The organism is Brevundimonas sp. (assembly GCF_036659295.1).
GTDB lineage: Bacteria > Pseudomonadota > Alphaproteobacteria > Caulobacterales > Caulobacteraceae > Brevundimonas.
Map to the genome: position 1 here is coordinate 1,858 of NZ_JAVXCU010000015.1, position 19,599 is coordinate 21,456.

Here is a 19,599-nt window from a genome sequence, read left to right on the forward strand (position 1 = left end):
TATGACTGCGAGGAAGCCGCCTTTGCCGCCGTCCAGTCGAGCGAAGCGGGCGAAGGCGATGTCATCATCATCCGCTATGAGGGACCCAAGGGTGGCCCCGGTATGCGCGAGATGCTGCAGATCACAGCCGCCCTGAAGGGTCGCAAGGTCGAGAATGTCGCCCTGCTGACCGATGGCCGCTTCTCGGGTGCATCCTACGGGTTCGTCGCCGGACACGTTTCGCCCGAGGCCGCTGTTGGTGGTCCCATCGCCCTGATCGAGACTGGCGACACCATCACCATCGACGTTCCCAACCGTCGCATCGACACCGATGCCGATCTGACCGCGCGCCGTGCCGCCTTCACCTTGCGTGAACTGCGCGAAGCACGCGGCGTCTTTGCCAAATACCGCGCCAGCGTCGCTTCGGCTTCGCAAGGTGCTGTGACCATCCCGAACCCGCCTCCGGCCCAGACGCCGGATCGCTATCAATCCACTGCCGCTATCCAGCCTGTTTCCGAGGACGCCTGAACCATGGCCATCACCATCTATACCAACGAAGACATCAAACCCGGCGCGATCGCTGGCGAGAAGATCGCCATCATCGGCTATGGCTCGCAGGGCCGTGCCCACGCCCAGAACCTGAAGGACTCCGGCCATGACGTGATCGTCGGCGTTCGCCATGGCGGCACGGGCTGGAAACACGCCACCGAAGACGGTCTGACCACGGCCGAGCCGGTCGACGCCGTCAAGGATGCCGACATCATCGCCATCCTGACGCCAGACATGGTTCAGGCCGACGTCTATAAAGACATCATCGAGCCGAACGCCAAAAAGGGCTCTGCCCTGCTGTTCGCGCACGGCTTCTCGATCATCTATGAGCGCATCACCCCGCGTGACGACATGGACGTCATTCTGGTTGCGCCCAAGGGTCCGGGCGATCTGGTCCGCCGCGAGTTCCAGCGTGGTCGCGGTGTGCCGTCACTGTTCGCCATCGAGAAAGACGTCACCGGCAAGGCCCGTGATCGCGCCATGGGCTATGCCAAGGGCAATGGCGGTGCGACCGGCGGTCTGCTGGAAACCACCTTCCGCGAAGAAACCGAAACCGATCTGTTCGGTGAACAGGCCGTCCTGTGCGGCGGTGCCAAGGAACTGGTTATCCGTGGCTTCAACACTCTGGTCGATGCCGGTTACCAGCCCGAGATCGCCTATTTCGAATGCCTGCACGAACTGAAGCTGATCGTGGACCTGTTCTACGAAGGCGGCATTTCCAAGATGCACCACTTCATCTCGGAAACGGCCAAGTGGGGCGCTCTGGTTTCCGGCCCGCGTGTCGTCAATGACGAGACAGCAGATCGCATGAAGGATGTTCTGAACGACATCCAGTCGGGCGAGTTCGCCCGTCGCTGGATCGAAGAGAACGAGCAGGGCAAGCCGCAATACGAAGCCCTGATGCAGAAAGACCGCGACACCCAGATCGAAGAGGTCGGTGCCCGTCTGCGTGATCGTATGGCCTGGTTGCAGGCTCCCAAACCTAAAGCCGCCTAAGCCCTTCCCCCACGGACCCGCCCAGATGACCGTTGCCAACATTCAAATACCCGCCAGCGAGACCACCGCCCAAACCGGTGCCAGCCTCGTCGTCTCCACTCTGGAGCGGATGGGTGTGGATGTCGTATTCGGCTATCCGGGCGGGGCCATCATGCCCATCTATGACGCCATCGCCGGATCGGGCGTGCGTCACTATCTGTGCCGCCACGAACAGGGGGCCGCCTTTGCCGCCGACGCCTATGCCCGCGCCTCGGGCAAGGTCGGCGTCTGCATGGCGACATCCGGTCCGGGGGCTACCAATCTGGTCACCGGTATTGCCAATGCCATGCTGGATTCGGTTCCCATGGTCTGCATCACCGGCAATGTCGCCCAAGGCGTCATGGGCACCGACGCCTTTCAGGAAGTCGACATCATGGGCGTGACCATACCTCTGGTGAAGCACTCCTATCTGGTGCGCGATGCCGCCGACATTCCGGCCATCATCGAAGAAGCCTTTCACATCGCGCGAACGGGCCGTCCCGGCCCGGTGCTGATCGACCTGCCCAAGGACATCCAGTTTCAGGCTACGGCCGAGACCCGCGCCTTCCACCTGCCGAACGACAACGCCATTGCGCCCGACAGCGCGATCAAAGCCGCCGCCGAGGCGATCCGTAATGCACAGCGCCCCATTATATATATAGGCGGCGGTGCCAAGATCTCGGGCGCAGTCGAAACCGTGCGCGAGTTCGCACGCCTGACAGACATCCCGCAGGTCTCGACCCTGAACGCACTGGGCACCATCCCGACGGGCCAAGACAACTATCTGGGCATGCTGGGCATGCACGGAACGCGTGCCGCCAATGATGCGGTTCAGGCGTCCGATCTGCTGATCGTTGTCGGGGCCCGTTTCGATGACCGCGCCACCGGCAAGCTGAACGAGTTCGCCCCCCATGCGGGCGTGATCCATTTCGACGTCGATGCATCGGAGATCGGCAAGCTGCGCGCTGTGGCTGTTCCGGTCGTCGGTGATCTGAAACCCAATCTGGAAGCCCTGAACCGCGAACTGGCTTCGGGGGCCACTATTAATGTGCGCGACTGGTCCAACCAGTGCCGCGCCCAGATGGCCGAATGTACGGCTGATTATAATGCACCGGGTGAAGGCGTTTACGCCCCCGCCTTGCTGAACGAACTGTCAAAACTGGCTGGCCCGTCCTTCATCGCCGCCTGCGATGTCGGTCAGCACCAGATGTGGGTCGCCCAGCACTGCGAGTTCTCGCGCCCGTCGGCGCATCTGACCTCGGGCGGTCTGGGCGCTATGGGGTATGGCCTGCCTGCCGGTATCGGCGCCAAGCTGGCCGATCCGGATGCCTGCGTTGTCACCATCACCGGCGACGGCGGCGTGATGATGAACATTCAGGAACTGGCCACGGTCAACCGCTTCAAGATTCCGCTGAAGATCGTGCTGTTGGACAATTCGCGTCTGGGCATGGTGCGCCAGTGGCAGGAGTTCTTCTTCGAGCGGAACTTCTCGGAAGTCGATCTGTCCGACAATCCCGACTTCGTAAAGGTGGCCGAGGCTTTCGGCATCGAAGCCTTCCGCATCGACCACAAGGATCAGGTCACGGACGGCCTGAAACGCCTGCTGGAAACCGACGGCCCCATTTTGGCGCACGTCATCATCAACCCCGAAGACAATGTCTGGCCGCTGGTGCCGCCGGGCAAGAACAACTCTGAAATGATGGAGGGCTCGCGATGAGCAATACGATCCACATCCAGATCGACCGCGCCGACGGTTCGCTGCAACGCCTGATCGGTCTGGTGGAACGTCGCGGGTTTGAAATCCACGGCATGAGCATGACCGACTTCCATACGGGAATGGCGGGCGACTGGCGCACCCTGACCCTCAATGTGGCCAGCCGCGACGGCACACGATGCGTGGACAATCTGGGCCGCCAGATCGACCGTCTGTTCGGCGTGCGCCGCATCGAAGACACCGCTTCGGCCAACGCCGCCTAAATCCCGAATATTGAGCCCCCTATATAATTATAAAGTATGCCGGTCGCGTCCGGCGCTTAACCAAGCGGCTCTGCCGCAGACTGGACTGACAAGACAATGAAGCCGCTGGCCCAAAAAATCTGGTTCAATGGACAACTGACGGCATGGGAGAATTGCACCGTCCACGTCATGAGCCACGCGCTTCACTATGGCACCTCGGTGTTCGAGGGTATCCGCGTCTATGACACCCCGAACGGCCCGTGCGGTTTTCGCCTGACCGACCATGTGCGCCGTCTGCATGACAGCGCCCGCATCTATCACTTCCCCATGCCCTATTCGGTCGAGGATCTGGTTCAGGCCTGCCGTGACACCGTGGCGTCCGAAGGGCTGAAGTCGGCCTATATCCGCCCGCTGGCCTTTTTGGGGGGCTGCGGCATGGGCGTGACCCCGTCACCCGATGCCATCACGACCGATATCATGATCGCCGCCTTCCCGTGGGGGGCCTATCTGGGCGAAGAAGCTCTGGAGAAAGGCGTCGATGCCTGTGTTTCCAGCTGGAACCGCGTCGCGCCCAACACCATCCCCAGCGGTGCCAAGGCCGGCGGCAACTATCTGTCCGGCTATCTGATCGGTCGCGAGGCCCGTCAGGGTGGCTATGGCGAGGGAATTGCGCTGGGTGCGGACGGCCTGTTGTCCGAAGGCGCAGGCGAGAACCTGTTTGTCGTGCGCGATAACGTGCTGATGACGCCGCCGTCCTCTTCTTCCATCCTGCAAGGCATCACCCGCGACAGCGTCATCAAGCTGGCACGCGGTCTGGGCTACGAGGTCCGCGAACAGTCAATGACCCGCGAAAGCCTGTATGTCGCCGACGAGGTATTCATGACCGGCACCGCCGCCGAAATCACCCCTGTCCGCTCGGTCGATGGCATCCCTACCCGTGCCGCGGGTCCCGGCCCTGTGACCAAGGCCGTCAACAAAGCCTTCCGCGGATTATTCGACGGCAGCACCCCTGATCGCTACGGTTGGCTTGAACCGATTCATCAATCGGTTAATGCATTAGGTAACAAGCAGTTTGAGCCAGCCTGAGACCATGTCGAATATCTTGCCCAGAACCCTGTATGAAAAAGTGTGGGAGCGGCACGTCGTCGTTGCCGAAACGCAAGCCACACCCGGTGTGATGTATGTGGACCTGCATCTGGTCCACGAAGTTACCTCGCCTCAGGCCTTTGCCGAACTGGAAGCGCGTGGTCTGAAGGTGCGACGCCCCGACCGCACCTTTGCAACGCTGGACCATTCCACCCCCACCCTGCCCGCAGGTCCGGACGGCAAGCTGCCCTATGTGACCGAACAGGCCCGCAAACAGGTCGAGACGCTGGAAGCCAATACCAAACGCCACGGTATCGAACTGGCCGGTTGGGACAGCGACCAGCGCGGCGTGGTTCACGTCATGGGACCCGAACTGGGTCTGACCCAGCCGGGCATGACGGTAGTCTGCGGTGACAGCCATACCGCGACCCATGGTGCTTTCGGCGCTCTGGCCTTCGGTATCGGCACCTCGGAAGTCGGCTATACGCTGGCCACCCAGTGCCTGATCCAGCGCAAGGCCAAGACCCTGCGCGTGACCGTAAACGGCCAGTTGCGCAACGACGTGTCGGGCAAGGATGTGGCTCTGGCCATCATCGCCACCATCGGCTTTGGCGGCGGCACCGGCTATGTCATCGAATATGCTGGCGAGGCCATCCGTTCGCTGGACATGGAGGGGCGCATGACCCTGTGCAACATGTCCATCGAAGCGGGTGCCCGTGCGGGCATGATCGCGCCGGACGAAAAGACCGTCGAATGGCTGCGCGGCCGTCGCTTTGTGCCCGCCGACTATGAGGCTGCATCCAAAGACTGGTTGTCGCTGGCGACCGACGAAGGCGCAAGCTTCGACAAGGAAGTCACGCTGGACGGCTCGAAAATCCGTCCGATGGCCACATGGGGCACCACGCCCGATGCCGCCATTCCGGTGGGCGATGCCGCCCCTGAACCCCAGTCAGAATCCGATGCCCGCGCTTTGGCCTATATGGGCTTTGCCGCAGGTCAGGCCACGACCAGTGAAAAGGTCGATGTGGTCTTTGTCGGCTCCTGCACCAATGGCCGCCTGTCGGACATGCGCTCGGCCGCTGCGGTCCTGAAGGGCCGCAAGGTTGCCGACGGCGTACGGATGCTGGTCGTGCCCGGTTCCGAAGCTGTTCGCCAGCAGGCCGAGGCTGAAGGCCTGCACACCATCGTCACCGATGCCGGTGCCGAATGGCGCATCCCCGGCTGTTCCATGTGTATCGCCATGAACGGCGATGTCGTGGGCGAGGGCCAGTTGTGCGTCTCGACCTCCAACCGCAATTTCGAAGGCCGTCAGGGCAAGGGCGCCCGCACCATTCTGGCCAGCCCCGCCACCGCCGCCGCCAGTGCCATTGCCGGTCATCTGGCCACCGCCGAGGAGATCGCCTGATGGAACCGTTTGCCAAACTGACCTCCAAGGTCGTCGTCCTGTCGCAAGCCAATATCGACACCGACCAGATCATCCCTGCCCGCTTCCTGACCACCACCACACGTGACGGTCTGGGCGATCAGGCCTTTTATGACTGGCGCTATGAAGCCGATGGTTCGGCCAAGCCCGAAGCCATTCTGAACCGCATCGATCCCACAGAGCACCGCATCCTGCTGGGCGGGCCGAACTTTGCCTGTGGCTCGTCGCGTGAACATGCGCCGTGGGCCTTGCTGGACTATGGCTTCCGTGCCGTTGTCTCGACCGAGATTGCCGACATCTTCACCTCCAATGCGCTGAAGAACGGACTTTTGCCCATCGTCGTCTCGCAAGAGGTCTGGGATGATCTGGCCCAAAATCAGGATCAGCCTGTGACCATCGATCTGGAAAACAACCAGATCCAGCGCGGCAATGCGGTCCCTGTCAGCTTCAAGGTCGAGGCCTTTGCCCGCCAGTGCATGCTCGACGGCGTTGATACCCTCGGCTGGCTTCTGGCCAAGGACGCCCCGATCGCCGCTTTTGAAACCGCCCGTAATGACCCCGCCCCCAAAGGACAGCACCATGAGCGAGAAACGTAATTTCAACATCGTCGTCCTGCCCGGTGACGGTGTCGGCCCCGAAGTAACCAAGGCCGCCCAGCGCGTCCTGACCTGCGTGGGTGATATCTATGGCCATACCTTCGGCTTTACCGAACATCTGATCGGCGGCGTCGCCATTGATGCCACGGGCACACCACTGCCTGCGGAAACCGAAGCGGCCTGTATCGCAGCCGACGCCGTGCTGCTGGGTGCGGTCGGCGATCCCAAATATGACGGCAAGCCGGTTCGCCCCGAGCAGGGTCTGCTGACCATCCGCAAGGCCATGGGCTTGTTTGCCAATCTGCGCCCGTTGCAGGTGTCGCCCGCCCTGTCGCATCGCTCGCCGCTGAAGCGCGAGATCGTTGAAGGCACCGATCTGCTGGTGTTCCGCGAACTGACCGGTGGTGTCTATTTCGGTGAGCGCACCCGCACCGAAACCTCGGCCTCCGACCTGTGCACCTATACGACCCCTGAAATCGAGCGCGTCACCCGCGCCGCCTTCAAGGCCGCCGAGCAACGCCGTGGCAAGGTGACCTCAGTGGACAAGGCCAATGTGATGGAGACCTCGCGTCTGTGGCGCGAAACCGTCACCCGCATCCATGCCGAGGAATTCCCCAATGTGACGCTGGAACATGCGCTGGTGGACTCTGCCGCCATGCACCTGATCCTGCGCCCGCGCGACTATGACGTCATCCTGACCGAGAACATGTTCGGCGATATCCTGTCCGACGAAATCTCGGTTCTGGGCGGCTCTATCGGCCTGCTGCCATCGGCCTCGCTGGGTTCGGACGGTCCCGGCCTGTTCGAGCCGATCCACGGCTCGGCCCCCGATATCGCCGGACAAGACAAGGCCAACCCCATCGGGGCCATCCTGTCAGCCGCCATGATGCTGCGCCACAGCTTCCAACTGGAAGACGAGGCCGATTCCATCGAGGCGGCAGTGGCTGCGGTTCAGGCTTCCAATCAAGTCACCCGCGATCTGGGCGGTGAACTGGGCACAGAGGCCGCCACCCGCGCCATCGTCGATGCCATCCGCGCCATCCACTGGGCCGCAGCCCGCCATGTGCCAATGCACTGGGCTTAGTAACTCTGGGCCTAGCCTCCGAAGTCTGGACGTGAAGACAAAAAGAAAGGCGGATCGCATGATCCGCCTTTTTCTTTACGCCGCGTGACGGTTTTTAGCCCGCATCAACCTCGGCCTGAAGAATAGCGGCAAAACGCTGCACCATCGCCTCGCGATCCACAGTGTCCACCTCGGCATAGCCGTCGGACATTTCACGGCTGATCGCCACGCCCATAATCATACCGGCAACCAGACGCGCCCGTCCGGCCGCATGTTTACCACCCAGCCACAGCGTCAACGGCTGGAAGAAGTTGGCATTGGACGTGCTCTGGACAATATCCATGGCCTTCGTCGAGCCTATCGAGCGCAACAGGATCAACAGTCCGCTAAAACCGTTGCCATCCTCTTCTGCGGCAGACGGGCCAAGGATAATCTCGCGCGCAACACGCTCACCAAAACAGGTGCGGTCGCCCTCCATCATGTTGCGCTTGTTCTTGCAGCTATCCAGCACTTCAAGGAACAACTCTTCCTTGCCGCCGAAATAACGGGACACCAGTGCGGCATCCACGCCCACATCGCGCGCGACATCGCGCATGCCGACGTCTTCGTAGGAGTGGGCCATGAAGCGCAGACGTGCTGCATCCAGTATGGCTTGCCGCGTTGCAACCGCATTGCGCGAACGGTGTTTTACTTCTGTTGTCAACGATCAGCTCATCTGCCTTATGTGTCACAGTATGGGCTTGTCATCAGCTGTTGACAAGACTTGTGTCTCTGCGCTTTAAGTCCACGCCTGTTGACTGGGCGCCTCCTCCCCTTTTCGCGCGTTTGGTCGGTTACTCGAGTTTATACCCCAGGAGATTGTGCCGATGCGCACGGTTAAGATCGCGGTGGCGTCTGTCCTAGCGACAGCAGCCCTCTATGGCTGTTCAAAAGGTCAGGAAGCTCCAGCCCAAGGCGCACCGCCTGTGACAGTTGCAACGGCACTGTCACAACAGGTTGTCGACTGGGACGAGTTCACGGGCCGTTTTGAAGCCACCCGCAATGTCGATGTACGCGCCCGCGTAGGCGGCTACATCCAGCATGTTCACTTCAAGGATGGCGACTTCGTCCGTCAGGGCCAACTGCTGTTCACGCTGGACCCGCGCCCTGCCCAGGCTGCTCTGGCCAGCGCCCGCGCCCAGCTGGCACAGGCCCAGGCCCAGTCGGCTCTCGCCAAGGCCGATCTGGCCCGCGTCGAAAGCCTGCTGGCTTCGCAAGCTGTTTCGCAAGCCGAGTTCGACGCCAAGAAGGCCGCCGTGCAAACCGCAGACGCCGCACTGGCCGCTGCCAATGCCGCGATCCGCGCCCGCACGCTGGACGTCGAGTTCACCCGCGTCACCGCTCCGATTTCGGGCCGTGTCTCCGACCGACGTGTCGATCCGGGCAACCTGATCGGTGGCGGCTCCTCGGCCGGTGACATCCTGACGACCATCGTCTCGAGCTCGCCAATCTATTTCGTCTTTGACGGTTCCGAAGCGACCGCTCTGAAATATCAGCGCGAATCCGCCAAGGGTACTGTGCCGATCAAGGTACGCCTGCAGGACGAAACCGAGTTTACCCATGCCGGTACGCTCGACTTCACCGACAATGCCATTGATCCGGCATCGGGTACGATCCGTCTGCGCGCTGTGCTTCCCAATGCCAACGGCTTCCTGAAGCCGGGCATGTATGGTCACGCCCAACTGGCCGGTGCCGCCGCCTATCAGGCCATGCTGATCCCGGATTCGGCTGTCATCGCCGATGGTCCGCGTCGCATCGTCTATACCGTGGCCAAGGACGGCACCGTCGGTGCCAAGCCTGTCCAGCTGGGTCCTGTCGTCAGCGGCCTGCGCGTCGTGCGTACGGGCCTGACACCGGATGACCGCATCATCATCAATGGCCAGCAACGCGCCCGTCCGGGCCAGAAGGTCACCGCCCAGAACGGCGAGATCAAACCTTCCGATGCTGCTGCCAACCCGGCCCCGACGACTGCTGCGTCGACGGCCTCTTCCGCCACCTTCGTCAACGCAGGTTGAGGAAAGAGGGCATAAGGCCGGAAACTAGATTATGAATTTCTCCCGCTTTTTCATCGATAGGCCGATCTTCGCGATCGTTATCGCCACCTTCATCACTCTGGTGGGGGCGTTTGCCTATCCGAACCTTCCGCTGGCGCAGTATCCCGAGATTGCGCCACCGACCATCACCATCAACACGGCCTATCCGGGTGCCTCTGCCGAGACACTCGCCGAGACCGTTGCCGCGCCGATCGAACAGGAAGTAAACGGCGTCGAGGGCATGCTCTACATGTCCTCGTCCTCGACGGCAGACGGTGCGGTCTCTGTGACCGTCACCTTCGAGCCGGGCACCGACCTCGATACCGCGCAGGTTCTGGTCCAGAACCGCGTGGCTCTGGCCGAGATGCGCCTTCCCGAAGAAGTGCGTCGCTCCGGCGTCATGGTCAACAAGGCCTCCAGCGGCTTCCTGATGCTGGCGGCACTGGTCTCTGACGATCCGGCCATCGACACCACCTATATGGGTAACCTTGCCAACTCGACCGTGCGCGACCGACTGCTGCGCATCGAGGGTGTGGGCTCGGTTCAGGTGTTCGGTAGTGGCAACTATGCCATGCGTATCTGGATCGATCCGACCAAGGCAGCGGCCCGTAACCTGTCGGCTCAGGACATTGTGGGCGCTCTGCAAGCCCAGAATATCCAGGCTGCCGGCGGTTCGCTGGGTCAGGCTCCCTATCCGGAAAATCCGGCCCAGTTCCAGACCCCGATCGACCTGCAAGGCCGCCTGAAGACCCCCGAGGAATTCGGTCAGGTCGTCCTGCGTACCGATGCACAGGGTCGCGTGACCCGCCTGTCCGATGTGGCCCGTATCGAAATCGGCCCGCAGGACTATGGCGTCAACGCCACCTTCGACGGCAAGCCGGGTATCGGCATGGGTATCATCCAGCAACCGGGTGCCAACTCGCTGTCCGCAGCGAAACTGGTACAGGCCGAGCTGGACGCCATCGCCAAGGACTTCCCCCCGGGCGTCCACTATACCATCCCTTATAACCCGACCGAGTTCGTTCAGGCCTCGGTGGACTCGGTGATCCACACCGTGTTCGAAGCCGTCATTCTGGTGGCGATCGTGGTGCTGGTCTTCCTGCAGACCTGGCGCGCCGCCATCATTCCGGTGGCCGCTATTCCTGTGGCTCTGGTGGGTACGTTCGCCGTGCTGCTGGGTCTGGGCTACTCGATCAACTCCCTGTCGCTGTTCGCACTTGTTCTGGCCGTAGGTATCGTCGTGGACGATGCCATCATCGTGGTCGAGAACGTCGAGAGCTATATCCGCAAGGGTCTGACACCGCGCGAAGCGGCCTATCGCTCGATGGCCGAGGTCTCGGGCGCTCTGGTGGCTATCTCGCTGGTGCTAACCGCCGTGTTCGTCCCGACAGCCTTCATGCCGGGCATTCCGGGTATCTTCTACCGCCAGTTTGCGGTGACGATCGCCACGGCCACCCTGATCTCGCTGCTGCTGTCGCTGACCTTGTCTCCGGCCATGGCCGCTCTGCTGCTCAAGCCGCACAAGGCCCACGACGAACATGCTACCCGCAAGAAGGGCGTGCTTGGCACCATCGGCTATTATGTCGGCTGGGCGGGCAACAAGTTCAACGTCGGCTTTGACTGGCTGTCGGAACGCTTTGGCGCACTGACTGCCCGTCTGGTCCGCATGGTGGTCGTGGTTCTGGCGGTCTATGTCGGCCTGCTGGCCCTGACCGGCTGGCGTCTGGTGGATACGCCCTCGGGCTTTATCCCCGACCAGGACCAAGGTGTTCTGATCGGCGTCATCCAGCTTCCGGCTGGTGCCTCACTTGAACGCACGTCCGAAGTTCTGGATCGCGCCCTGACCATCATCAACGGCAACGAAAATGTCGCCGAGGTTGCGGCTCTGGCCGGTCTTGACGGCTCCAGCTTCTCGCTGAGCTCCAACTCCGCCACCATGTTCATCAAGCTGAAGCACTGGGACGACCGTCCGAAAAAGGATCAGGCTGCTGCCGCTCTGGGTGGTGCCCTGACGGGTGCTGCGTCCCAAATCCAAGAAGCCCAGATCTTCATGCTGTCGCCCCCGCCGGTTCAAGGCATGGGTAATGGCGGCTTCAAAATGATGATTCAGGACCGCTCGGGTGCCGGTTACAAGGCCCTTGAAGGCGCAACCTTCGCCATGATGGGGGCTGCCGCTCAAAACCCGAACGACGTCCAGCAAGTCTTCTCGATGTATAACACCGGATCGCCGCGTATCAGCGCCGATGTTGACCGCGACAAGGCCCTGATGATGGGCGTCCAGCCTTCGCAGGTGTTCGGTACGCTGGGCATCTATCTGGGCTCCAGCTACGTCAACGACTTCAACTATCTGGGCCGCACCTTCCGTGTGACGGCACAGGCAGAACCGTCGTATCGCGATGACATCTCCGACATCGCCAATCTGAAGGTCCGCTCCACTTCGGGCGCCATGGTGCCGGTCGGTGCCGTTGCCAACCTGTACGAGTCGTCCGGCCCGTCGCGTGTGGTGCGTTACAACCTGTTCCCCGCCACCGAGCTTCAGGGTCAGGCTGCACCGGGCATTTCCTCGGGTCAGGCTCTGACCTTCATGGAAGGTCTGGCCGCACAGACCCTGCCGAGCGGTTTCGGTTACGAATGGACCGAAATGGCCTTCCAGGAAAAAGCCGCCGGATCTTCGGCTGTAATGATCTTCGTGCTGGCTGTGGTGTTCGTCTTCCTTGTGCTGGCTGCCCAGTACGAAGCCTTCACCCTGCCGCTGGCCGTTATCCTGATCGTGCCGATGTGTATTCTGGCCGCACTGCTCGGGGTGAACCTGATGGGGCTGGATAACAACATCCTCGTCCAGGTTGGTCTGGTCGTGCTTGTCGGTCTTGCCGCCAAGAACGCCATCCTGATCGTCGAGTTCGCCAAACAGGCCGAGGACGAACACGGTCTTAACCGTTTCGACGCCGCCGTGCAGGCTTCGCGCCAGCGTCTACGTCCGATCCTGATGACCTCGTTCGCCTTCATCTTCGGCGTTCTGCCGCTGGCCGTGGCCACCGGTCCGGGTGCCGAGATGCGCCAATCGCTGGGTATCTCTGTGGTATCGGGCATGATCGGCGTGACGGTCTTTGGCCTGCTCTTCACGCCGGTCTTCTATGTCGTGTGTCGCTGGCTCGCGGGCAAACTGCCCCAGGGTCCGCAAAAGGAACGTCAACTGCCGACCACCTATGGCTCGACCCCGCACGATCCTTTTGACCCCAATGATACGGATCCGGCTCCGGCTGCTCCGCGTCAGGGAGATGCCTGATGTCTGTTAAAATCCGCAACCTGATGATGGCCGCCGGTTCGGCAGCGCTTCTGGCAGCCTGTGCTGTCGGTCCCAAGCCTGTGGTCCCCACCACACCGGTCTCGTCACAAGGCGATTTCATCGGTTCCCAGTCTGCCGCGGTTTCGACCGCGGCAGTACAGGGCGACTGGTGGCGTCTGTATAACGACCCGACGCTGGATGGCCTGATCGAACAGGCTCTGGCCGAGAACAACCAGCTGGAAGCAGCCGCCGCCAATCTGCGCGCCGTCCGTGCCTCGCTGTCGGAAGCCCGCTCGAACCGTCTGCCGTCCACGACGGTAACGGGGGCGGCCACCCGCGCCCAGTCCTCGACCATCACCAATCCGGCGGCCGGCGGTGCCGAACTGCCGGACGTCGACACCTATGATGTCGGTCTGGACATGTCCTACGAGGTCGATCTGTTCGGCCGCGTCGAGTCCACCATCCGTGCGGCCCGCGCCGACCATCGTGCTGCCGAGGCGGCTCTGGAGGTTGTGCGTGTGACCGTGGTGGCCGAAACCGCCCGCGCCTATGCCGATACCTGTGCCCTCAATGCACAGGTGGCCGTGGCCGAGCGCACCATCGGTCTGCAAGGCCAGACGGCCGACCTGACCCAGAACCTGCTCAATGCCGGTTCGGGCAATGGTCTGGACGTGGCCCGCGCCCGTGCGGCTCTGGAACAAACCCGCGCCAGCCTGCCGCCTCTGCGGGCGGCTCGCGATGCAGCCCTGTTCCGTCTCGCCACCCTGACGGGCCGCACGCCCGCCGAGGCCAGCGAAGCGGCCAAGGCCTGCAACACCACGCCGCAACTGTCGCAACCGATTCCGGTCGGAGACGGTTCCGCCCTTCTGGCTCGCCGCCCCGACATCCGTCAGGCCGAAGCCAAACTGGCGGCTGCCGGTGCGCGTGTGAATGTGGCTACGGCCGGTATGTTCCCGCAGGTCCGCCTTGGCGGCTCGCTGGGTTCGACGGCTCTGGACTCATCGGATCTGGGCAATAACGAGAACTTCCGCTTCTCGGTTGGCCCGCTGATCTCGTGGTCCTTCCCGAACGTGTTTGCGGCCCGCGCCCGTATCAAACAGGCCGATGCCCTCGCAGATGCCGCTCTGGCCGATTACGACCAGACGGTTCTGACCGCGCTTCAGGAAACCGAAACCGCTCTGTCGGCCTATCCCAACGAGCTGGATCGCCAACGTGCCCTGCGCACCGCCCGCGATCAGGCCAAGCGCGCCGCCGAGCTGTCACGCATGCGTTTCGACGCCGGTATCGACAACTTCCTCAGCGTACTGGACTCCGAACGCACGCTAGCCGGTGCCGATGCGGCTCTGGCCGCCTCGGAACAGTCCGTCGCCAATGCACAGGTCACCCTGTTCAAGGCACTGGGCGGCAGCTGGACCCAGAACAGCTAGTCTTTTCCGGACTAGAAAACCTCAACGCCCGACAAATCTTCTTTGTCGGGCGTTTTTTATGACCTCTATCTGAAAAATTATCATCCTGAACATGATGACGTGAAGATACTTCGGCATTAGTCAGTAGGACGTGACCATGACCGATGATATCCGTACCGACCTGACCTCCGCTCCCGCCACCGGCGCGACCTCGCCGCAGGCTGCCTTCGATCAGGCCCGCAAGATCGTCCTGAAAATCGGCTCGTCCCTGCTGTTCGATCCTCGTCGCAAGGAGGCCAACCGTGCATGGCTGGCAGCTCTGGCCGAGGACATTGCCGATCTCAGACAGGAAGGCCGCGAGGTCATTATTGTCTCTTCCGGCGCTGTCGCCCTTGGCCGCGCCCGCATCCAGACGGACCCGCGCAAGCTGGCCGACAAACAGGCCGCCGCCGCCGTCGGCCAGAGCCTGCTGATGAAGGCATGGGAAGAGGCCCTCGCCCCCCATGACCTGTTGGCCGGCCAAATCCTTTTGACGCGCGACGACACCGAGCGCAGGCGCCGCTGGCTGAATGCCCGCGCCACTGCTCAGGCGCTTTTGGCCCACGGCATTATTCCTGTGGTCAACGAGAACGACACCGTCACCACCGAGGAAATCCGTTACGGCGACAATGACCGCCTAGCCGCGCGCGCCGCGCAACTGGTTCAGGCTGATCTGCTGGTGTTGCTCAGCGATGTGGACGGCCTCTATACCGCCGATCCGCGCCGCGACCCCGAGGCCCGACATCTACCGGTTGTTGAGCGCCTGACGGCCGAGATTCTGGCCATGGGCACAGGGGCTAATACCGATGCGGGTGTCGGCACTGGTGGCATGGCCACCAAGCTGGCCGCCGTCCAGATCGCAGGCTCTGCCGGATGCGCCACCCTGATCGCCTCGGGCCTGCAACGCCACCCCGTCAAAGCCGTGCGCGACGGGGCCAAGGCCACCCTGTTCCATGCCTCGTCCACCCCTCTGGCCGCATGGAAACAGTGGATCGCCGGAAGCGTCGCGCCTGCCGGAAGCCTGACACTGGACGACGGTGCCGTGCGAGCCTTGCGGGCGGGCAAGAGCCTGCTGCCGTCCGGTATTGCCTCCGTCACCGGCCGTTTTGAAAAAGGCGACAGCGTGCGTCTTGAGGACCGGTTTGGCACCCGCCTCGGTGTCGGCCTGATCAACTATCCGCATGACGATGTTGAACGCATCAAGGGCCAGCACTCGGACAATATCGAGACGCTGATCGGCTATCGCGGCCCTTCGGTTGTGGTCCACCGAAACGATCTGGTTCTGGAGGCCTGACACAATGAGCGACCTGACTGCCGCCATGCTGGAGCGCGGCCAAAAGGCGCGCATGGCCGCCCGCCGACTGCGCGAAGCCTCCGGCGAGACGCGCACAAATGCACTGCACCTGCTGGCGATCAAACTGCGCTTGAATGCCAAAGCCATCCTTGATGCCAACCGTATCGATCTGGACAATGGTCGCGCCAATGGCATGACCGAGGCCATGCTGGACCGGCTGTCTCTAGACCCAGCGCGTATCGAGGGCATTGCTGCCGCGGTCGATATGATTGCCGGTACCAAAGACCCTCTGGGCGTCGAGACCGAACGCTGGACCGCACCCGTCAACGGGCTGGATATCGCCCGCGTGCGTACCCCCATTGGCGTTTTGGGCATCATCTATGAGAGCCGTCCCAATGTGACGGCCGATGCCGCCGCCCTGTGTATCCGCTCGGGCAATGCCGCCATTCTGCGCTGTGGTTCGGACTGCCTTCAATCGTCACTGGCCATTGCCGGATTGATCGGTGAAGCCCTGTCCGAAGCGGGCCTTCCCGCCGACGGGGTGCAACTGGTCGATACGCCGGACCGTGCCGCCGTCGGCCTGATGCTGTCAGGCCTGAACGGTACGATTGACCTGATCGTCCCGCGCGGCGGCAAGAGCCTTGTCGCCCGCGTTCAGGCCGAGGCCCGCGTGGCCGTGCTGTCGCATCTGGAAGGCATGAACCACACCTATGTCCATGAGGCAGCCAATGCCGATATGGCCCGCGCTCTGGTGGTCAATGCCAAGATGCGGCGCGTCTCGGTGTGCGGCGCAACCGAGACCTTGTTGATCGACAAGGCTGTGGCCCCCGTGCTGCTGCCCCTGATTGCCGCCGACCTGTGCGCCAAAGGGTGCGAGTTGCGCGCCGATGATACCGCACGCGCCATTGTGCCGGATATGATCAAGGCCACCCTCGAGGACTGGTCCACCGAATATCTGGCCCCTGTCCTGTCGGTTGCCGTAGTCGATAATATCGACGCCGCCATCGCCCATATCGAGCAGTATGGCTCGGGCCATACCGAGGCCATCGTTACCGATGATGCCGAGGCGGCCTCCACCTTCCTCAACCGTGTGGACAGCGCCATCGTGGTCCATAATGCCTCGACCCAATATGCCGATGGCGGCGAGTTCGGCTTTGGCGGCGAGATCGGTATCGCCACCGGTCGCATGCATGCCCGTGGTCCTGTCGGGGCCGAGCAACTGACCACCTACAAATACATGGTGCGCGGACAGGGCCAGACCCGCCCGTAATCCCTGCGGCACTCTGCACAACAGAAAGGCCGGAGCATAACTCCGGCCTTTCCATTTTAAGACGCTCTCACTTACGCCCCTCAAGTAGCCCGAAGGGCGGTAGGGGCAGAAAATAAGCTTATGCCTAGCCGCGTTGCGGCAAGGCATAAGCAATCAGCTGATCGCCACGCGGGGTTTCCATGAAGTGGTGGCCACCGGTCATGATGACCAGATACTGGCGGCCATTCTGCTCATAGACCATCGGATTGGCCTGACCACCGGCGGGCAGGACATCGGACCACACCGTCTTGCCGGTTTCGATGTCGATGGCGCGAATCAGATCATCGGTTGCCGCAGCAATGAAGATCAAACCACCCGCCGTTACCACCGAGCCGCCATTGTTTGGCGTGCCGATTTCAACCGGCAGCATGGACGGAATACCGAACGGCCCATTCTTGCGGGCCGTACCGAACGGACGGTCCCACAAGGTGCGGCCTGTACGCAGATCAATGGTGCGGATGCCGCCATAGGGAGGCTGTTTGCACAAAAGCCCCGTAAACTTCACCCGCCAGCCCGCATTGACGTCGATGGCATAGGGCACACCCGTTTGCGGATCGCCTGCACCTTCGGCCTTGGACTTGGACAGGTTGCCGCCACGGTTGGCCGCTTCCTTCTCGCGCTCGATATAGCGGGGGTCATCACGCGGGAACCAGCCGCGCTTGTCCGCCTCGACACGCGGCACCAGAATATTGTGGTTCGGCATGTCGTTATAGTTGGCCACGATCACGCCGCGCACCGGATCAACCGCCACACCGCCCCAGTCCGAACCGCCATTATAGCCCGGATACTGGATGTAATGACGGTCTGCCGTCGGCGGGGTGAAGAAGCCTTGATAGGAGGCTTGACGGAACTGGATACGGCAGAACATCTGGTCGATCGGCGACATACCCCACATATCGCGCTCGGTCAGATCGGCCTTGCGCAGGGTATGGAATTTCGATGTCGGCTGGGTTGGGGTGCGCTGTTCCGGTTCGACACCGCCCTGCGGCACCTTGATGTTTTCCACCTCGTGCAGAGGCTGACCGGTCCGGCGGTCCAGCACATAGATGTCGCCCTGTTTGGACGGCAGGATCACCGCCGGAACCATCATCCCGTTCATAGGCAGATCGACCAGTGTCGCCTGCGAGCCGAGATCATAGTCCCACACATCCTTATGGACGGTCTGGTAGTGCCAGCGCGGCTTGCCCGTGGTGACATCCAGTGCCACCAGCGAGGTCGCATAATCATTCTCGGCCGGACGGCGGGTGGCGGAATAATAGTCCGCAGCCGAGTTCCCCATCGGCAGGAATACCAGACCCAAGGCTTCGTCCGCCGTGGCCGTTGTCCACATATTGGGCGTCCCCGGCGTATAGGTCTGGCCTTCGGGCGGCAGTGTCGTGGTTTCGGGACGCATCATGTCCCATGCAAAGCGCACAGCCCCCGTCACCGCATCAAAACCCTGAATGACACCCGAGGCATTCCAGCGGCGCTGGCCATCCAGAACCTGATGGCCGGTCACCACAATGCCGCGCACGATCACAGGAGCCGAGGTGATCGACACCATGCCCGGATAGGGATCGCCCATGCCGTGCTTGATGCTGACGGCACCGTTCTGGCCAAAGTCCTGACAGGGCTGGCCATTGCGGGCATCGACCGCGATCAGGCGACCATCCAGCGTGCCTTCGATAATGCGCGATGCACAGGGTTGGGCCGTATCGACATTGGGCACCTGATAGTGCGCCACCCCGCGACAGGCCGCCGTATAGGGGATTTGCTCGTCCGAAACCTTGGGATCATAGGTCCATTTCTGCTCGCCGGTCGCCGCATCAACTGCAAACAAGCGATTGCGGGCCGAGCACAGATAAAGGGTATCGCCGATCTTGAGCGGTGTGGTCTCCGCGCCCCAGCGTTCTTCGGGCAGATCGCCGGTGCGGAACATCCAGGCCCGTTCCAGCTTGCCCACATTATCACGCGTGATCTGTGTCAGCGGCGAATAGCGTTGCGCACTGTCGGAGCCGCCCCATGCGGGCCAGTCGCTATTGACCTTGATCATGGCTGGATCACCGACGAGGTCCTGTCCTGCTGCCGGTACGGGGTGACTGACCGTCGCGCGATTGGCAAAGCCGACAATCACACCACCAAGGATGCAAACAACGGCAAGGGCCGCAAAACCGCCCAGCACAGCCCTACCGCCGCGCTCGCGCTTTAGGCCGCCCAGCGAAAGAATAACCGGTACTAGCAGCACCAGTGGCGCGATCACACGCGGCACCAAGGCCCAGCCGTTCAGCCCGACCTCCCACACCGCCCAGGCCACTGTGCCGATCACGATCAGCACATAGAGCCACGCGCCCCATAGCCGTCGCAGGAACAGCAGGCCCCCGCTGACGACCATCAAGGCCCCTGTCAGCAGGTAATAGAAAGACCCGCCCAACATCGCCAACTGGATACCGCCAATCACCAGCGTTAGCCCGATGACAGCGATCACGACGCCCAAGATTCGTATCAGGATACTTCCCACACCCGCACCGCGCTCGACCCTCGCCATGAC

Annotated in this window: 15 protein-coding genes; 13 read left to right on the forward strand and 2 right to left on the reverse strand. The window is 62.3% G+C overall.

Annotated features, from left to right (window positions below):
* The 8 genes from RSB01_RS04695 to leuB all read left to right on the forward strand — a co-directional run.
* The coding region (locus tag RSB01_RS04695; RefSeq protein ID WP_332625117.1) for a dihydroxy-acid dehydratase at positions 1-507 on the forward strand (507 nt) is incomplete at its 5' end.
* A gap of 3 nt (positions 508-510) precedes the next feature.
* Positions 511-1,524: a ketol-acid reductoisomerase gene (gene ilvC, locus RSB01_RS04700; protein WP_332591185.1), complete on the forward strand. Its 1,014-nt coding sequence runs from the start codon at positions 511-513 to the stop codon at positions 1,522-1,524.
* A gap of 25 nt (positions 1,525-1,549) precedes the next feature.
* Positions 1,550-3,259 (forward strand): acetolactate synthase 2 catalytic subunit, encoded by a 1,710-nt coding sequence (gene ilvG / locus RSB01_RS04705; RefSeq protein ID WP_332591186.1) that lies wholly within the window; start codon positions 1,550-1,552, stop codon positions 3,257-3,259.
* A complete protein-coding gene (locus RSB01_RS04710) occupies positions 3,256-3,519 on the forward strand; it encodes an ACT domain-containing protein (RefSeq protein ID WP_332591187.1) in 264 nt (87 codons plus the stop codon). The genes ilvG and RSB01_RS04710 overlap by 4 nt, the downstream gene beginning before the upstream one ends.
* 96 nt (positions 3,520-3,615) lie before the next feature.
* A complete protein-coding gene (locus tag RSB01_RS04715; protein ID WP_332591188.1) occupies positions 3,616-4,584 on the forward strand; it encodes a branched-chain amino acid transaminase in 969 nt (322 codons plus the stop codon).
* Between the two features lie 4 nt (positions 4,585-4,588).
* Positions 4,589-5,989: a 3-isopropylmalate dehydratase large subunit gene (leuC, locus tag RSB01_RS04720; protein WP_332591190.1), complete on the forward strand. Its 1,401-nt coding sequence runs from the start codon at positions 4,589-4,591 to the stop codon at positions 5,987-5,989.
* On the forward strand, positions 5,986-6,603 hold the full coding sequence (gene leuD / locus RSB01_RS04725; protein WP_332591191.1) for a 3-isopropylmalate dehydratase small subunit: 618 nt from the start codon (positions 5,986-5,988) through the stop codon (positions 6,601-6,603). Before leuC ends, leuD begins: the two co-directional genes overlap by 4 nt.
* A complete protein-coding gene (leuB, locus tag RSB01_RS04730; RefSeq protein WP_332619606.1) occupies positions 6,587-7,687 on the forward strand; it encodes a 3-isopropylmalate dehydrogenase in 1,101 nt (366 codons plus the stop codon). Before leuD ends, leuB begins: the two co-directional genes overlap by 17 nt.
* 94 nt (positions 7,688-7,781) lie before the next feature.
* Here the strand turns inward: leuB and RSB01_RS04735 are convergent, their stop codons facing one another.
* Positions 7,782-8,369 carry a TetR family transcriptional regulator gene (locus RSB01_RS04735; protein WP_332592026.1) on the reverse strand — a complete coding sequence of 196 codons (588 nt, stop codon included), beginning with the start codon at positions 8,367-8,369 and terminating at the stop codon, positions 7,782-7,784.
* A gap of 163 nt (positions 8,370-8,532) precedes the next feature.
* Between RSB01_RS04735 and RSB01_RS04740 the strand changes: the two genes are divergently transcribed.
* From RSB01_RS04740 to RSB01_RS04760, 5 genes are all read left to right on the forward strand, one after another.
* On the forward strand, positions 8,533-9,720 hold the full coding sequence (locus RSB01_RS04740; RefSeq protein WP_332592025.1) for an efflux RND transporter periplasmic adaptor subunit: 1,188 nt from the start codon (positions 8,533-8,535) through the stop codon (positions 9,718-9,720).
* Between the two features lie 31 nt (positions 9,721-9,751).
* Positions 9,752-13,024: a multidrug efflux RND transporter permease subunit gene (locus RSB01_RS04745; protein WP_332625118.1), complete on the forward strand. Its 3,273-nt coding sequence runs from the start codon at positions 9,752-9,754 to the stop codon at positions 13,022-13,024.
* Positions 13,024-14,451, forward strand: coding sequence for an efflux transporter outer membrane subunit (locus RSB01_RS04750; RefSeq protein ID WP_332625119.1), 1,428 nt, complete (start codon positions 13,024-13,026; stop codon positions 14,449-14,451). Before RSB01_RS04745 ends, RSB01_RS04750 begins: the two co-directional genes overlap by 1 nt.
* Positions 14,452-14,587: 136 nt before the next feature.
* Positions 14,588-15,763, forward strand: a complete 1,176-nt coding sequence (gene proB, locus RSB01_RS04755) for a glutamate 5-kinase (protein WP_332591111.1) — start codon at positions 14,588-14,590, stop codon at positions 15,761-15,763.
* Positions 15,764-15,767: 4 nt separating this feature from the next.
* A complete protein-coding gene (locus tag RSB01_RS04760; protein WP_332591112.1) occupies positions 15,768-17,033 on the forward strand; it encodes a glutamate-5-semialdehyde dehydrogenase in 1,266 nt (421 codons plus the stop codon).
* Between the two features lie 124 nt (positions 17,034-17,157).
* On the opposite strand, the gene RSB01_RS04765 is transcribed toward RSB01_RS04760, so the two are convergent.
* Positions 17,158-19,596 carry a membrane-bound PQQ-dependent dehydrogenase, glucose/quinate/shikimate family gene (locus RSB01_RS04765; RefSeq protein WP_332591113.1) on the reverse strand — a complete coding sequence of 813 codons (2,439 nt, stop codon included), beginning with the start codon at positions 19,594-19,596 and terminating at the stop codon, positions 17,158-17,160.
* Positions 19,597-19,599 lie beyond the last annotated feature (3 nt).

What these genes read in the sequence shown, in the direction of transcription:
- ilvG (WP_332591186.1), top strand. Translation starts at nt 1,550, where the DNA reads ATGACCGTTGCCAACATTCAAATACCCGCCAGCGAGACCACCGCCCAA.
- RSB01_RS04765 (WP_332591113.1), bottom strand. Translation starts at nt 19,596, where the DNA reads ATGGCGAGGGTCGAGCGCGGTGCGGGTGTGGGAAGTATCCTGATACGA.
- leuB (WP_332619606.1), top strand. Translation starts at nt 6,587, where the DNA reads ATGAGCGAGAAACGTAATTTCAACATCGTCGTCCTGCCCGGTGACGGT.
- RSB01_RS04745 (WP_332625118.1), top strand. Translation starts at nt 9,752, where the DNA reads ATGAATTTCTCCCGCTTTTTCATCGATAGGCCGATCTTCGCGATCGTT.
- RSB01_RS04715 (WP_332591188.1), top strand. Translation starts at nt 3,616, where the DNA reads ATGAAGCCGCTGGCCCAAAAAATCTGGTTCAATGGACAACTGACGGCA.
- RSB01_RS04740 (WP_332592025.1), top strand. Translation starts at nt 8,533, where the DNA reads ATGCGCACGGTTAAGATCGCGGTGGCGTCTGTCCTAGCGACAGCAGCC.
- leuC (WP_332591190.1), top strand. Translation starts at nt 4,589, where the DNA reads ATGTCGAATATCTTGCCCAGAACCCTGTATGAAAAAGTGTGGGAGCGG.
- RSB01_RS04760 (WP_332591112.1), top strand. Translation starts at nt 15,768, where the DNA reads ATGAGCGACCTGACTGCCGCCATGCTGGAGCGCGGCCAAAAGGCGCGC.
- ilvC (WP_332591185.1), top strand. Translation starts at nt 511, where the DNA reads ATGGCCATCACCATCTATACCAACGAAGACATCAAACCCGGCGCGATC.
- RSB01_RS04750 (WP_332625119.1), top strand. Translation starts at nt 13,024, where the DNA reads ATGTCTGTTAAAATCCGCAACCTGATGATGGCCGCCGGTTCGGCAGCG.
- RSB01_RS04710 (WP_332591187.1), top strand. Translation starts at nt 3,256, where the DNA reads ATGAGCAATACGATCCACATCCAGATCGACCGCGCCGACGGTTCGCTG.
- proB (WP_332591111.1), top strand. Translation starts at nt 14,588, where the DNA reads ATGACCGATGATATCCGTACCGACCTGACCTCCGCTCCCGCCACCGGC.